A 13,789-nucleotide genomic window follows, 5' to 3' on the forward strand; every position below is an offset into this window, starting at 1 on the left:
GGACCGGGAGCTTCTTCTGCGCCGTCACCGTCTGAGCGATGACGAGCGGGAGGCTCGACCGGTCAGTCGGAGAGGGCGCCGAAGAAGCCGGCGGTGGTGAAGTGCGGCGCGTTCGTCATGGTCGGCTCCTTTCGTGGTGGCGTTCGTCGACCGTAGCGGGCTGCGGGTGTTCCTGGCAAGAGGCTGGGTGCGGCGGGTCTCGATAGGACGCCTGCGGCGACTGCTCGACCAGCATGAGGGCGGCTGCGGCGGCTGGCAGGCATGACGGTGGGGCGCGGACCCTTCCATGTTGATCGAGTAGACCGCGGAGCGGTCGTATCGAGATCCACCGTGCTGGGGGACGTGGGTCTCGATACGCCGCCTGCGGCGGCTACTCGACCAGCATGAGGGTGCCTGCGGCTACTCGGAAAGCATGTGGCTTCAGTTGCTCGACCAGCACGCAGGGGCTCGGCACGTGGAAACGGCTCCGGCTCGCCGGATCGGGGGATCGTGGCGAGCCGGAGCCGGTTCTGCGTGCCGGAGGTGCCGACTCAGGCGCGGGGGCGGGGCTGGAGGCGCTCGAGCTGGGTGACGTGGGCGGGGGTGAGCTCCTCGAGGGAGTGGGCGCCGAGGAGCTTCATGGTGCGCACGATCTGGTCGGAGAGGATCGCGATGGTGCGGTCGACGCCCTGGCGGCCGCCGGCCATGAGGCCGTAGAGGTAGGCGCGGCCGATGAGGGTGAACTTCGCTCCCAGGGCGATGGAGGAGACGATGTCGGCGCCGTTCATGATGCCGGTGTCGACCATCACCTCGGTGTCGGTGCCGACCTCGCGGACGACCTCGGGGAGGAGGTGGAAGGGGATGGGGGCGCGGTCGAGCTGGCGTCCGCCGTGATTGGAGAGGACGATGCCGTCGACGCCGAAGTCGGCGAACTTGTGGGCGTCCTCGACGCTCTGCACGCCCTTGATGACGAGCTTGCCGGGCCACATCTCGCGGATGACCTTGAGGTCCTCGAAGCTGATGGTGGGGTCCATGGCGAGGTCGAGGAGGTCGCCGACGGTGCCGCCGGTCGCGCTGAGGGAGGCGAATTCGAGCTTCTGGGTGGTGAGGAAGTCGAACCACCACCAGGGGCGGGGCAGTGCGTCGAGGACGGTGCCGACGGTGAGCTGGGGCGGGATGGAGAAGCCGTTGCGCTTGTCGCGCAGGCGCGCACCGGCGACGGGGGTGTCGACGGTGAAGAAGAGGGTCTCGTAGCCGGCCTCGGCGGCGCGCTCGACGAGGCCGTAGGAGATCTCGCGGTCGCGCATGACGTAGAGCTGGAACCAGTTGCGGCCGTGGGGGTTCGCCTTCTTCACGTTCTCGATCGAGGTGGTGCCGAGCGTGGAGAGGGTGAAGGGGATGCCCGCGGCGGCGGCCGCTCCGGCTCCGGCGGTCTCGCCCTCGGTCTGCATCAGGCGGGTGAAGCCGGTGGGCGCGATCCCGAACGGCATGGCGGAGGGCGCGCCGAGGACGGTCGCGGTCGTGTCGACGGCGGCGACGTCGCGGAGCACCTGGGGGTGGAACTCGACGTCCTCGAAGGCCTGGCGGGCGCGGGCGATCGAGATCTCGCCCTCCGCGGAGCCGTCGGTGTAGTCGAACGCGGCCTTCGGGGTGCGGCGCTTCGCGATCGAGCGGAGGTCCTCGATGGTGAGGGCGGCGTCGAGGCGGCGCTTGCGGCCGTCGAGCTCGGGCTTCTTGAAGCTGAGGTACTCGAGCAGCTCGACGGGCTTCGGGAACTGGCGCTGGACCATGCTGGTCAGCCTTTCTCGGGGGAGGAGGGACGGGGTTCGTAGCGCACCGGCGGGAACGCTCGGCGCACGAGCGCGCGCAGCGACTCGAGCGAGCCGGAGACGAGGCCCTGCGCGCGGGCCTGGACGATGATGTTCCCGATCGCCGTGGCCTCGCTGGGGCCGGCCTCGACCTGCAGCCCGGTGCGGTCGGCGGTCAGCTGGCAGAGCAGCTCGTTCTGCGAGCCGCCGCCGACGACGTGGATCGTGCGGACCCGCTTGCCGCTCAGCCGGACGGCGTCGGCGAGGGTGCTCGCGTAGGCCTCGGCGAGCGACTCCAGGATCGAGCGGACGAACTCGGGCCGGGTGCGCGGCTGTGCGAGACCGCGCTCGACGCACCACTCGACGATCCGGCCGGGCATGTTGCCGGGCGCGAGGAAGCGCTCGTCGGCGGGGTCGAAGGTCGTGATCGGCCCGCGGATCGCAGCGGCCTGGCGCAGCAGCTCGGCGAGGTCGATCTGCTCGCCGGTGCTGCGCTCCCAGGTGCGGATCGACTCGGAGAGCAGCCACAGCCCCGAGACGTTCTTCAGGAATCGGACTCGCCCGTCGACGCCGCCCTCGTTGGTGAAGTTGGCGGCCCGACCCTCCAGCGAGACCACCGGCTCCTCGAGTTCGACGCCGACGAGCGACCAGGTGCCACTGGAGATGTACGCGAAGTCCTCGTCCGCGGCCGGCACGGCGACGACGGCCGAGGCCGTGTCGTGCGAGCCGACGGCGACGACGCCGAGCCCGGCCGGGGCGCCGAGCTCGGCGGCGACGGCGGGCAGGAGCGAGCCGAGCCGGGAGCCCGGCTCGATCAGGGGCGCGAGGATCCCGAGCGGCAGTTCGAGGCGCGTGAGGAGCTCGTGGTCCCACGCGCGAGTGTGCGGGTCGAGCAGACCCGTGGTGGACGCGTTGGTGATCTCGGTCGCGGCGACGCCGGTCAGCCAGTAGCCGATCAGGTCCGGGACGAGCAGCGCCTGGTCGGCGAGGGCGAGCACGTCGCGCTCGGCGGCGAGCTGGAACAGCGTGTTGAAGGGGAGGTGCTGCAGTCCGTTGCGCGCGTAGAGCTCCTCGGCGCCGATCCGCGCGTGCACGTCGGCGACGCCGCGCGCGGTCCGCTCGTCGCGGTAGTGGTACGGCGCGCCGAGCATCCGGCCCCGGCGCAGCAGGGCGTAGTCGACGGCCCAGGAGTCGACGCCGATCGAGACGACCTCGGGCTCGTCGCGGAGCGCGTTGGTCAGCCCGGTCGTCAGCGAGCGGTGCAGCTCGAGGATGTTCCAGTGCAGCGCGGACTCGGCGCCCTCCTGCACACGGACGGGCTGGTTCGGGAAGCGCGCGACGTGCCGCATCCGCAGCTCGTCGTGGCCGACGTAGCCGAGGATGACGCGCCCGCTGGTGGCGCCGAGGTCGACCGCCGCGACGGCCTTCATCGGAGGACTCCTCGGTCGGACGCCTTCGGCGTGATGCGACCCATTGAGGGTCGCCGTCGCGTTCCACGGTCTTCCGGGCCGAGGGCTGCCGCCTTTCGGGCGATGCTGCGGCGTTCCCGCGATGACGATGTCATCGCAGGAAGGCCGCAGCCACGCCCGCGTCCACAGGGACATGAAGCCCCGTGGTGTGCGAGAAGTCCGAAGTGCAGAGGGCGAAGACAGCGTTGGCGACGTTCTCGGGGACGACCTCGCGCTTGAGGATGGTGCGCTTGGCGTAGAACGCGCCCAGGTCCTCCTCGTCGATGCCGTAGGTCTTGGCGCGGTTCGCGCCCCAGCCGGAGGCGAAGATGCCGGAGCCGCGGACGACGCCGTCGGGGTTGATGCCGTTGACCTTGATGCCGTGCTCGCCGAGCTCGGCGGCCAGCAGGCGCACCTGGTGGGCCTGGTCGGCCTTGGTCGCGGAGTAGGCGATGTTGTTCGGGCCGGCGAAGACCGAGTTCTTCGAGGAGATGTAGACGATGTCGCCGCCGAGCTTCTGGTCGACGAGCACGCGGGCCGCGGCCTGCGAGACGAGGAACGAGCCCTTCGCCATCACGTCGTGCTGGAGGTCCCAGTCGGCCTCGGTGGTGTCGAAGAGGGACTTCGAGAGCGAGAGGCCGGCGTTGTTGACGACCAGGTCCAGACCGCCGAAGGCGAGGACGGTGGCGTCGATCGCGGCCCTCACGGCGGCGGCGTCGGAGACGTTCGCCGCCACTCCTACCGCGACGTCGGTCGAGCCGAGCTCGGCGGCCGCGGCCTGCGCCTTGGCGAGATCGAGGTCGGCGACGACGACGCAGGCGCCCTCGGCGGCGAGGCGGGTGGCGATGGCCTTGCCGATGCCGGAGGCGGCGCCGGTCACCAGCGCGATGCGGGAGGCGAGGGGCTTGGGCTTCGGCATCCGCTGCAGCTTCGCCTCCTCGAGCGCCCAGTACTCGATGCGGAACTTCTCGGCCTCGTCGATCGGCGCGTAGGTCGAGATCGCCTCGGCGCCGCGCATCACGTTGATCGCGTTGACGTAGAACTCGCCGGCGACGCGGGCGGTCTGCTTGTTCGCGCCGTAGGAGAACATGCCCACGCCGGGCACGAGCACGATCAGCGGGTCGGCGCCGCGGATCGCGGGGCTCTCGGGCGTCGCGTGCGCGTCGTAGTACGCCTGGTAGTCGGCGCGGTAGGCCTCGTGCAGCGCGGGGAGGCGCTCGACGATCTCCTCGACCGTGGCCGTGGCCGGCAGGTCGACGAGCAGCGGCTTCACCTTGGTGCGGAGGAAGTGGTCGGGGCAGGAGGTGCCGAGCGCGGCCAGGCGGGGGTGCTCGGTGCTCGCGAGGAAGTCGAGGACCTCGGCGGAGTCGGTGAAGTGGCCGACCTGGGGGCGGTCGTGCGAGGCGATCGAGCGCAGGTGGGCGGCGAGGGCGGCGGCCTTGGCGCGGCGCTCCTCCTCGGGCAGGGCGGCGTAGCCGTCGAGGGCGGGACCGAAGGGCTCGGGGCGTCCGTGCTCGGCGATGTACGCGCTGGCGGTCTCGATGATGCGGAGCGAGTTCGCCTCCGCCTCCTCGCTGGTGTCGCCCCAGGCGGTGATGCCGTGGCCGCCGAGGATCGCGCCGATGACCTCGGGGTTCGCCTCCTTGATCGCGGCGATGTCGAGGCCGAGCTGGAAGCCGGGGCGGCGCCACGGGACCCAGGCGACGGTGCCGCCGAAGGCCTCCGCGGTGAGGCGCTCGCCGTCGGCGGCGGTCGCGAAGGCGATGCCGGAGTCGGGGTGCAGGTGGTCGACGTGCGCGGCGTCGACGAGGCCGTGCATCGCGGTGTCGATCGAGGGGGCGGCGCCGCCCTTGCCGTGCAGCGTGTAGTCGAACGCGGCGACCATCTCGTCCTCGCGGTCGACGCCGGGGTAGACGTTCACGAGCGCGCGGAGGCGGTCCATGCGGAGGATCGCGAGGCCGGACTCCTTCAGGGTGCCGAGGTCGCCGCCGGAGCCCTTGACCCAGAGCAGCTCGACGGGCTCGCCGGTGACCGGATCGGTCTCGACGCCCTTCGCGGAGGTGTTGCCGCCCGCGTAGTTCGTGTTGCGCGGGTCGGCCCCGAGGCGGTTCGAGCGGGCGATGAGCTCTGCGGCGGTCGAGGCTGCCATGACTTCTCCGTCTGATTGAACGAGTGTGTTAACTATCACAGAAGCTAACAGGCCGACTCGTTCCGGTCAATGCTCGTCAGCGGACGTCGGCGAGTCCGCGGAACGGGTCGAGTCGCTCGTCCGCGGGGTCGAGCTCGGTCACGAGCACCGCGATCGCGTCCCAATCCAGCGCGCGGGCGAGGGCCGTGCGCTCGAGCTTGGAGGAGTCGACCAGCAGCACCGTCTCGGCGGAGGCGGCGACGAGCACGCGCTTCACCTGGGCCTCCTCGAGCGTCACCTCGCTGGTGCCCGCGCGGGTGACCGCCGAGGCGGAGGTGAAGAAGCGGTCGTAGTGCAGCTCGGCCGCGCCGGCGCAGGCGAGCGGGCCGACGAAGCTGTCGGTCTCGGCCTGGAGCTCGCCGCCGATCAGCACGACCCGGGCGCGGGTGGCACGGGCCGAGGCGTGGTTCTCCAGCGAGTTGGTGGCGATCAGCAGCCGCGGCGACTCCGGGGCGGCGGCGAGCAGGGTGCCGGCGGTCGAGGAGGCGTCGACCGCGACCGCGCCCGAGTCGGGCAGCAGGGCGACGGCCTTGCGGGCGATCTCGCGCTTGGCGGCGGCGCCCGCGGCCAGGCGCTCGGCGAAGGGGCGGGGGCGGAGCGCGGCGACCGCGCCGCCGCGGACCCGGCTGAGCCGGCCCTCCGCCTCGAGGTCGGCCAGGTCGCGGCGGACGGTCATCGTCGAGACGTCGAGCTCGGCCGCCGCGTCGTCGAGGCGGATCGCGCCGTCGCGCTCGAGCAGCTCGATCAGGCGCGCGCGCCGCTCCGCGGAGTCCACCGTGGCCATGCCGCTCCCGTTCCGCCGGCGCGTGGGCGCCCGCGCGATCGAGAGTAACGGTGGGCGCGCGGGCCGGGCGCCGGTCTCGCGGGCCTCAGCTCTCGTCGTCGCGGTCGCGCCGGACCTGGGCGGACGGGTCGCGACCGGTCACCGGGAACGGCCCCGTCACTCCGTCGCGCAGCTCCGCGATCCGGAGGATGCGTCCGCGCTGCAGGAACCAGCCGGCCACCAGCAGCGGGACGATGATCACCAGCGAGGCGATCGTGAGCGTGCCGACCGGGAAGTCGATCGCCATCAGCACCAGCACCACGGCCAGGAAGACGAGGGTCAGCCAGGAGGTGACCGGAGCGCCGGGGAGCTTGAAGGACGGCTCCTTCGCGAGGCCCTTCTTCGCCCACTGCCGCAGTCGCATCTGGCAGAGGATGATCGTGCCCCACGCCGTGATGATGCCCAGGCTCGCGATGTTCAGCGCGATCTCGAACGCCTGGCTCGGCACGAAGTAGTTCAGCACCACGCCCGCCACCGTGAAGGTCGCGGTCAGCAGGATGCCCGCGTAGGGCACGCCGCCCTTCGACATCCGCGTCGTCCACTTCGGGGCGGAGCCGTTCATCCCCATCGAGTGCAGCGCGCGACCGGTGGAGTAGAGGCCGGCGTTGAGCGAGGAGAGCGCCGCGGTGAGCACCACGAAGTTCATGATCGAGCCGGCGATCGTGCCGACCTCGGGCCCGCCGATCGAGGAGAAGAAGGTGACGAAGGGGCTCTCGCCCTCCTTGTAGGCGGTGTAGGGGAGCAGCAGCGAGAGCAGGACGATCGAGCCGACGTAGAAGATCGCGATCCGGAAGATCACCGAGTTGATCGCGCGGGGGATCACCTTCTCGGTGTCCTGCGTCTCGCCGGAGGCGGTGCCGACCAGCTCGATCGCGGCGTAGGCGAAGACGACGCCCTGCATCACCAGGACCGCGGGGAGCAGTCCGTTGGGCAGGATGCCGCCGTTGTCCGAGAGGATCGAGACGCCGGTCTGCACGGTCTCGCCGCCGGCCTGCACCGGGAAGGCGAAGACGAGCCAGATCAGCGCGACGACGAGGAAGGCGACCAGCGCCGTCACCTTGATCAGCGCGAACCAGAACTCGAGCTCGCCGAAGACCTTGACCGCGACCATGTTCGCGGCGAGGACGACGAGCAGCGCGATCAGGGCGAGGAGCCACTGCGGCGCCGCGGTGAAGGCCGACCAGTACTTGAGGTAGACGGCGACGGCGGTGGTGTCGACGATCGAGGTCATCGCCCAGTTGAGGAAGTACATCCAGCCTGCGGCGTAGGCGAACTTCTCGCCGTAGAACTCGCGGGCGTAGGAGATGAACGATCCCGACGACGGGCGGTGCAGGACGAGCTCGCCGAGAGCGCGGAGGATGAAGAAGGCGAAGACGCCGGCGACGAGGTAGGCGATCGCGAGGGCCGGGCCTGCGGAGTTGAGGCGGCCGCCGGCGCCGAGGAAGAGGCCGGTTCCGATCGCGCCGCCGATCGCGATCATCTGGAGCTGGCGGGGCTTCAGACCGTGCTGGTAGCCCTCCTGCTCGTGCGAGAAGTCCTTCGCGGGCGCCTGCTCCGCACCGATGTCGTCCTGCGCTGTCATGGCGTCACGGTACTCCCGCGCGGGGGCGGTTCCGGCCGCCGAGCGCGGGGCGGGGGTGGGTATGCGCTTGCCCGGCCTTTCGGCGGGGTGCGGAGGGGTGTTGAGGCTCCTCCACAGGCACTGAAACGCGCCGAGTCGTCCGGATGCCTCGTCGATGTGATCAGATCAGTATGGGTTTGGGCATACGGTTCCCTCGCTGCGGCAGCGCAGCCCGCCTCACCGGTCTCGGCGACGGCGGTCCGAACACAGAGAGGTCCCCCATGTCCTTCCGAGCACCCGGCTCCCGCCGGTCCTTCATCACCGGACTCGCCCTCACGGGGGCGATGCTGATCGCGCCCGTGGCGGCGGCGTACACCGTGTCCCACCCCGAGGAGGGAGGGACGTGGATCCACGGGACGACCGGCGGGACCGTGCTGTCGTCGTATCAGCACGACTCGCGGTCGCATAAGGCGACAGTCTTCAACGGCGAGTACCACCGCACCGGCTGCAAGGCTGCGGGCCGGGATGCCTCGGTGAGTGCACCCGCTCGCACCTTCGAGGTCGACTCCGCGTACTACGACGTCTGCTGAGTCCTGATCGATAGGCGGGCGGGGCTTCGGCCTCGCCCGCCCTGACAGCGGGAGAGCTGTGAGAAGCAAGAGTGTGGTCCTCGGCTATGTGCTGGCCGTCGTCCTGGCGGCGGTGCTCGCCGTCCTGTTCGTTCGCGCGTTCGATGCGCGTGGCCCGGTGTGGAACGGGGGCTGGCAGCTCGTCGTGTCGCAGGACGCGACACCCCGGGTCTCCGCGAGCGAGGTCTACCGTGACCTCACGGCGCTGGCGGACGATCGTGGTGTCGACATCGTCCGGTACGTCGAGGATTCGGTGGATCCGGCGACCGTGCGCCACCTCTACGTCGCAGGCGAGGGGACCGCGGCGGAGCTGCTCCGCGACGGCTACGGCGCTGTCGACACCGCGATCACGACGACGGTCGCGCCGCTGCAGGACCTCGGCCTGCTCGATCCGCGCGGGGCCTGGCTGGTCGGGGGTGATCGAGCGGATGCGGAGGCGGTGCTCGCGGTCATCGAGAACGGCGGCTGGTCGGGCCGGGTCGCGCCCTACGCCTCGGGCATCGACGTCGACACGTACCGCGAGTACGGCGATCTGATGCGCTCACTCGCCGTCGCGCTGCTCGCCGTCATCGTTCTGGTCGGAGCGGGAACGCTGCTGCGGAGCCGGGCGCACGGGGTGCAGCGACTGCACGGCGCGGGGGTCCTGACGATCCTGCTCGCGGAGTGGCGCTTCCTCGCGCTCCCGGTGGTCACCTTCTCCGTCGGCGGAGTGGCGGCGGTCGCTCTCGCGACGGCCGCTCTGAACGGCCTCGCGCAGCTGCCGACGGTCCTCGCGCTCTCCGGTCGGCTGCTCGCGCTCCTCCTGCTCGCCGCGGTCGTCGCGCAGATCCTCGCGATCGCCCTCACCGACGGCCGCCGGCTCGTCGACCAGGTGAAGGGCGAGATCGACGGCTGGTGGGTGCTGCTCGGCGTCTACGCCGTCCGGGTCCCGGCGGTGCTGGTGCTCCTCGCGATCGTCGCCGCGCTCGGTCAGAGCGCCCGGGTCGCCGACATCGAGGGGCGCAGCCGCGAGCTCCGGAGTGTCGCGCAAGACGCGGTCACGATCGGCATCGGCGGGTACTTGAGCCCGTCCGAGTACCACGCCGCTGATCGGCGACTGGCCGATCTGGCCGTCTCGCAGGAAGCCTCCGGCGGGATGATCTTCGTCACGCCGGGGCTCAGCGACCAGGGAAACGTGCTGCTCGTCAATGAGGGATACCTTCGGAGGGTCGAGGTGCTCGGCGACGACGGGCGCCGGATGACCGAGGTCCCCGACGGCGTCCTCACTGTCCTCGAGCCGGAGGACACGTCTGCTGAGCACCGGCTGTCCGTGCTGGCCGACTTGCACTCCTGGCAGGACACGCAGTCGAGCGTCTCGGATCCGGCACCCGCGACCGTCGGTCTTCCCGTCGCGGAGCACGTCGTGCCGTCAGGGCAGGTCCTCGTCACCCTGGGCTCCGGTGAGCACAGCTTCCGCCCGGAGCCCGAGCTCGTCGATCCGGTCGTCGTCGTTCTGCCATCGGTCGGGGTGCTCGCCGCCTCCGAGCTGGTCGCGGTGATCACCCAGGGAGGAGTGATCTTCACCGAACCCGCGGCGCTCCCGGCCGCGATCGAGGTGGGCGGTCTCTCCCCCTTCGTGGCCTCCATCACTCCAGTGGTGTACCAGGCGAACGAGCAGTACCGGCGGGCGCTCGGTGCCCACGCGATCAACGTGGTCGGCTTCGTGAGCGGCGGGATCGTCGTGCTGCTCACCGGTCTCGTCGCGGCGGTGGTGCTGGTGGAGAAGGACCGCAAGCGGGCGTTCGTGCACCGGCTGTCCGGGCTCGGACCGCTCACGGCGCACCGGAGCGGGCTCCTGCTGGAGGGTGTGCTGCTGACGGCGACGCTGGCGCTCGCCGTCGTCCCGCAGTGGTTCCGAGATCCGAAGGACGTCCACACGGTGATCGACCTCGGCACGGTCGACGCCGAGAACTTCCTGCTCGAGCAGACGGCGCTGGACATCGGCGTGGTCGCGGCCAGCGCTGCGCTCCTCCTCGCGTGCCTGGCCCTCGCCCACCGGAGGGCGAGCCGCTCGCCCGTCGTCGACACCTGATGCGCTCCCCGCTCCACTCCTTCATCCCGACCGAACGGAAAGGCCTCCTGTGATCCTCGCCACCCACCTCGCCAAGGGCTACGGCCGACGCACGCTGTGGAGCGGGCTCGATGTGACCGTCGCCTCCGGCAGCACCCTCGCCCTCACCGGCGCGAGCGGCAGCGGCAAGTCGACGCTCCTCAACTGCCTCGGGCTCCTCGACGCCCCCGACTCGGGTTCGATCGAGGTCGACGGGGAGGAGCTGACCCGCCTGCGGGCGCACGGCCGACGGCGCTTCCGGCGGGATCGGCTCGGCTACCTCTTCCAGAGCTACGCCCTCGTCGACACCGCGACCGTCGAGCAGAACCTCGCGATCGCGCTCGGCGAGCGGCGCGGACGCAGCGACCGGTTCGAGCGCGCGCTCGAGCGCGTCGGCCTGGCGGGGCGGGGTCGCGAGCGTGTCGCCCGGCTGAGCGGCGGCGAGCAGCAGCGGGTCGCGCTCGCCCGGCTGCTGGTCAAGAGCCCGACCCTGGTCCTCGCCGACGAGCCGACCGGCGCCCTCGACGCCGAGAACAGCGAGACCGTGCTCGACGTGCTGACCGAGCTGGCCGGTCACGGCGCGAGCGTGGTCGTCGCGACCCACGATCGGAGCATCGCGAGCTGGTGCGACTCCCGGCTGCACCTCGGCGCCGGCTGAGGGGGGCTCTGCCGGCTCGACTTCTGACGGGGTGGGTCTCGATACGCCCGCTGCGCGGGCTGCTCGATCAGCAAGGGGGGCCCGCTGCGCGGGGCGGCTCGACCAGCAGAGTGGGCTCGCTGCGTGGGCTGCTCGACCGGCGGGTCGCGCCCGGCCGGATCATGCTGGTCGAGTAGCCCCGGAGCGGCGTATCGGTGATTGTCTGTGGGGTGTCGCGGGGTCCTGACTCGATCGCGTATCTGACGCCTAGCCGGGCTGTCTTGGTCTCGAATTGTCGAACCCCGCGACACCGTAAAGCGTCCGGTCGGCTGGTCATGACTTGATAGAAGCCTGACCGACCTGTGGTCTCATCACCGATTTGTCTGTCCACTGACCGGACGCGTGACCCTTGGAAGGGACGTGTCCAGCATGACAACAAACACGATGCAAGCCCAGACCGGTCAGGAGATCGTCGCGGGCATCGACACCCACCAGGACAGCCACCACGTCGCTGTCCTGGACACCGCCGGCCGGCTCGTGGCCGACGAAGCGTTTCCCGCGACGACCTCGGGGTTCGCCGCGCTGCTGTCCTGGATCAGCGTCTTCGGGACGCTGCTGCGCATCGGAGTCGAGGGCACCAGCTCCTACGGTGCCGCCCTGACCCGGTTCCTGCTCGCGCAGAACGTGGCCGTGATCGAGGTTCCCCCGGGTGACAAAGCCGAACGCCGACGACGCGGAAAGACCGACGCCTTCGACGCCGAAGCCGCCGCGCGCCGCGCCCTCTCCGACACCGCCGCTGCGCGCCTCCCGAAGGACACGACCTCGACCGTTGAAGCGCTGCGCCTGCTGACCAAAACCAGGAAAATGCTGGTGAAGCAGCAGAAAGAGATCGCAGGGCAAGTCGACCAGTTCCTGATCACCGCCCCGGACTCCTTCCGAGAGCTCTCCCGCGCCGGAGTCCGCAAAACCCGCATGACACGCTTGAAGAAGCTTCCCGAGGTGGGCACCGGTGACATCGTGACCGACACCCTCACCGGCCTGCTACGTCAGCACGCGATCCGGTGGCTCGCCCTGCACGAGGACGCCGCCGCCATCGAGGAAACCCTCGCCGAGCTCGTGGAACTGCGCGCCCCACGACTGCTCGAGGTCTACTGCGTCGGCGCGGTCACCGCCGCGGAACTCCTCGTCGCAGTCGGTGAGAACGGGCACCGGATCCGTTCCGAAGCAGCTCTCGCGAAGCTCTTCGGAGCAGCCCCCCAACCCGTGTCCTCCGGGAAAACGAATCGGCACCGCCTCTCCCGAGGCGGCAACCGGCAAGCGAACTGCGCGCTCTACCAGATCGTCATCGCCCGCCTCTGCCACGAACAACGCACCCGCGACTACCGCGACACCCACCTCGCCGCCGGCAAAACCACCAAAGACACCATCCGCCTCCTCAAACGAGCCCTCTGCCGCGAACTCTTCCCACTCCTCTGCCGCCCTTGACAGATAGAAGCTTCGAGACCCCGTCCTTCAGCTGGTGGGGGCTTCGAGCTCGGCTTCTGACGGGGTGGGTCTCGATACGCCCGCTGCGCGGGCTACTCGACCAACAAAGGGGGGCGCTGCGCGCGGGCTACTTGACCAGCAAAGGGGGCCCGCTGTGCGGCTACTCGGTCGGCACCGGGAGGGTGGTGAAGGCGAGGTCGATCAGGGGGAGGCGGTCGCGATCGACGACGGCCGTCAGGACGCGGTCGCCGAGGTCGGCGCCGACGCCGAGGACGTGCGCGTCGGTGTCGATCCGGAGGCCGGGCACGGGGCGGCCGTCGAGGAGGAGCGGGACGTCGTGCTCGACGCACTTCTCGGTCGCCGGGCCGAGCAGCTCGCCGGGGAGTGCGCCACGGACGCGCTCGTCGCGGAACCGGTTCATCAGGATGTGGTTCACGTGCTCGACGAGGACGCTCTCGGCGGAGTGCCACGGCGGCGCCGGCTCGTGCACGACGGTCGTCCGCACCGCCTCCCACAGCCACGGGTAGCGCATCCGGGCGGTGATCGCGGTCATCCAGTCGGGCAGCGGGCGCACCGGTGGGGCGTCGAGCGAGGCGCGCAGCTCGTCGTCGAGCTCCGCGAGGTTGGCGGGGTCGTCGTGGTCGTCCGGGTTCAGCCAGAGCGTGTAGCCGATCGCCACGGACTCGATCTCGACGCGTCCGCCGGAGGTGCTCGACGCCGTTCCGGACGTCCACGGCTCGAGCGACGGCTGAGGAACGAAGCCGTACAGCGGGCCCGGGAAGGCGCGCGCCACCTCGTCGAGGGTCGGCGGGACCGGGACGTCCTCGAGGCGGGCGCTCTCGTCGTAGAACATCCTCCGAGCCTTGCGCGTCGCCTCGGCAGGTGCAACGGCGGGCGGTGACCCGGCGCGAAGCGGCGGTGGGCGGGGGGAGGCGAGCGGCGGGCGGGGGGAGGCGAGCGGCGGTTCGGCGATGGCGGGTCTCGATACGCCCGCGGAGTGGGCTACTCGACCAGCAAGGGGGGCGGGTCTCTCGACGCGGGGCTCGGCGGAAGCATGCTGGTCGAGTAGCCCCGCAGGGGCGTATCGAGACCCGACCCCGTCAGCCCCTCAGCTCTGCGGACTCGGCTCGTGGTGATGGTGG

The 13,789-nt window shown here is 71.0% G+C and carries 10 protein-coding genes; 4 read left to right on the forward strand and 6 right to left on the reverse strand.

Annotated elements, in window-relative coordinates; translation table 11 throughout:
* Nucleotides 1-530: 530 nt before the first annotated feature.
* The 5 genes from EDF35_RS14090 to EDF35_RS14110 all read right to left on the reverse strand — a co-directional run bounded on the left by EDF35_RS14090 (nt 531) and on the right by EDF35_RS14110 (nt 7,828).
* Complete coding sequence (locus EDF35_RS14090; protein WP_133962805.1) at nt 531-1,769, reverse strand: alpha-hydroxy acid oxidase; 1,239 nt, start codon at nt 1,767-1,769, stop codon at nt 531-533.
* A 5-nt stretch (nt 1,770-1,774) separates the two neighbouring features.
* The gene (locus tag EDF35_RS14095) at nt 1,775-3,217 is read right to left on the reverse strand and encodes a rhamnulokinase family protein (RefSeq protein ID WP_133962806.1); all 1,443 of its coding nucleotides are present in this window, start codon (nt 3,215-3,217) and stop codon (nt 1,775-1,777) included.
* A gap of 130 nt (nt 3,218-3,347) precedes the next feature.
* On the reverse strand, nt 3,348-5,384 hold the full coding sequence (locus tag EDF35_RS14100; protein ID WP_133962807.1) for a bifunctional aldolase/short-chain dehydrogenase: 2,037 nt from the start codon (nt 5,382-5,384) through the stop codon (nt 3,348-3,350).
* Nucleotides 5,385-5,460: 76 nt separating this feature from the next.
* Nucleotides 5,461-6,207, reverse strand: a complete 747-nt coding sequence (locus EDF35_RS14105; protein ID WP_123706461.1) for a DeoR/GlpR family DNA-binding transcription regulator — start codon at nt 6,205-6,207, stop codon at nt 5,461-5,463.
* 85 nt (nt 6,208-6,292) lie between these two features.
* A complete protein-coding gene (locus EDF35_RS14110) occupies nt 6,293-7,828 on the reverse strand; it encodes an amino acid permease (protein WP_123706462.1) in 1,536 nt (511 codons plus the stop codon).
* Nucleotides 7,829-8,088: 260 nt separating this feature from the next.
* Here EDF35_RS14110 and EDF35_RS14115 point away from each other — a divergent pair, with 260 nt between their 5' ends.
* From EDF35_RS14115 to EDF35_RS14130, 4 genes are all read left to right on the forward strand, one after another.
* Complete coding sequence (locus EDF35_RS14115) at nt 8,089-8,397, forward strand: lactococcin 972 family bacteriocin (protein WP_132436830.1); 309 nt, start codon at nt 8,089-8,091, stop codon at nt 8,395-8,397.
* A 58-nt stretch (nt 8,398-8,455) separates the two neighbouring features.
* Nucleotides 8,456-10,507 (forward strand): hypothetical protein, encoded by a 2,052-nt coding sequence (locus EDF35_RS14120; protein ID WP_133962809.1) that lies wholly within the window; start codon nt 8,456-8,458, stop codon nt 10,505-10,507.
* Between the two features lie 49 nt (nt 10,508-10,556).
* On the forward strand, nt 10,557-11,183 hold the full coding sequence (locus tag EDF35_RS14125) for an ATP-binding cassette domain-containing protein (RefSeq protein ID WP_133962810.1): 627 nt from the start codon (nt 10,557-10,559) through the stop codon (nt 11,181-11,183).
* Between the two features lie 408 nt (nt 11,184-11,591).
* Complete coding sequence (locus EDF35_RS14130; protein ID WP_166674119.1) at nt 11,592-12,647, forward strand: IS110 family transposase; 1,056 nt, start codon at nt 11,592-11,594, stop codon at nt 12,645-12,647.
* A 160-nt stretch (nt 12,648-12,807) separates the two neighbouring features.
* Here the strand turns inward: EDF35_RS14130 and EDF35_RS14135 are convergent, their stop codons facing one another.
* Nucleotides 12,808-13,500 (reverse strand): hypothetical protein, encoded by a 693-nt coding sequence (locus EDF35_RS14135; protein ID WP_133962812.1) that lies wholly within the window; start codon nt 13,498-13,500, stop codon nt 12,808-12,810.
* Nucleotides 13,501-13,789 lie beyond the last annotated feature (289 nt).

Origin of the sequence: Rathayibacter sp. PhB151, from assembly GCF_004366415.1 — a bacterium.
GTDB lineage: Bacteria > Actinomycetota > Actinomycetes > Actinomycetales > Microbacteriaceae > Rathayibacter > Rathayibacter festucae.

What these genes read in the sequence shown, in the direction of transcription:
- EDF35_RS14090 (WP_133962805.1), bottom strand. Translation starts at nt 1,769, where the DNA reads ATGGTCCAGCGCCAGTTCCCGAAGCCCGTCGAGCTGCTCGAGTACCTC.
- EDF35_RS14095 (WP_133962806.1), bottom strand. Translation starts at nt 3,217, where the DNA reads ATGAAGGCCGTCGCGGCGGTCGACCTCGGCGCCACCAGCGGGCGCGTC.
- EDF35_RS14100 (WP_133962807.1), bottom strand. Translation starts at nt 5,384, where the DNA reads ATGGCAGCCTCGACCGCCGCAGAGCTCATCGCCCGCTCGAACCGCCTC.
- EDF35_RS14105 (WP_123706461.1), bottom strand. Translation starts at nt 6,207, where the DNA reads ATGGCCACGGTGGACTCCGCGGAGCGGCGCGCGCGCCTGATCGAGCTG.
- EDF35_RS14110 (WP_123706462.1), bottom strand. Translation starts at nt 7,828, where the DNA reads ATGACAGCGCAGGACGACATCGGTGCGGAGCAGGCGCCCGCGAAGGAC.
- EDF35_RS14115 (WP_132436830.1), top strand. Translation starts at nt 8,089, where the DNA reads ATGTCCTTCCGAGCACCCGGCTCCCGCCGGTCCTTCATCACCGGACTC.
- EDF35_RS14130 (WP_166674119.1), top strand. Translation starts at nt 11,592, where the DNA reads ATGACAACAAACACGATGCAAGCCCAGACCGGTCAGGAGATCGTCGCG.
- EDF35_RS14135 (WP_133962812.1), bottom strand. Translation starts at nt 13,500, where the DNA reads ATGTTCTACGACGAGAGCGCCCGCCTCGAGGACGTCCCGGTCCCGCCG.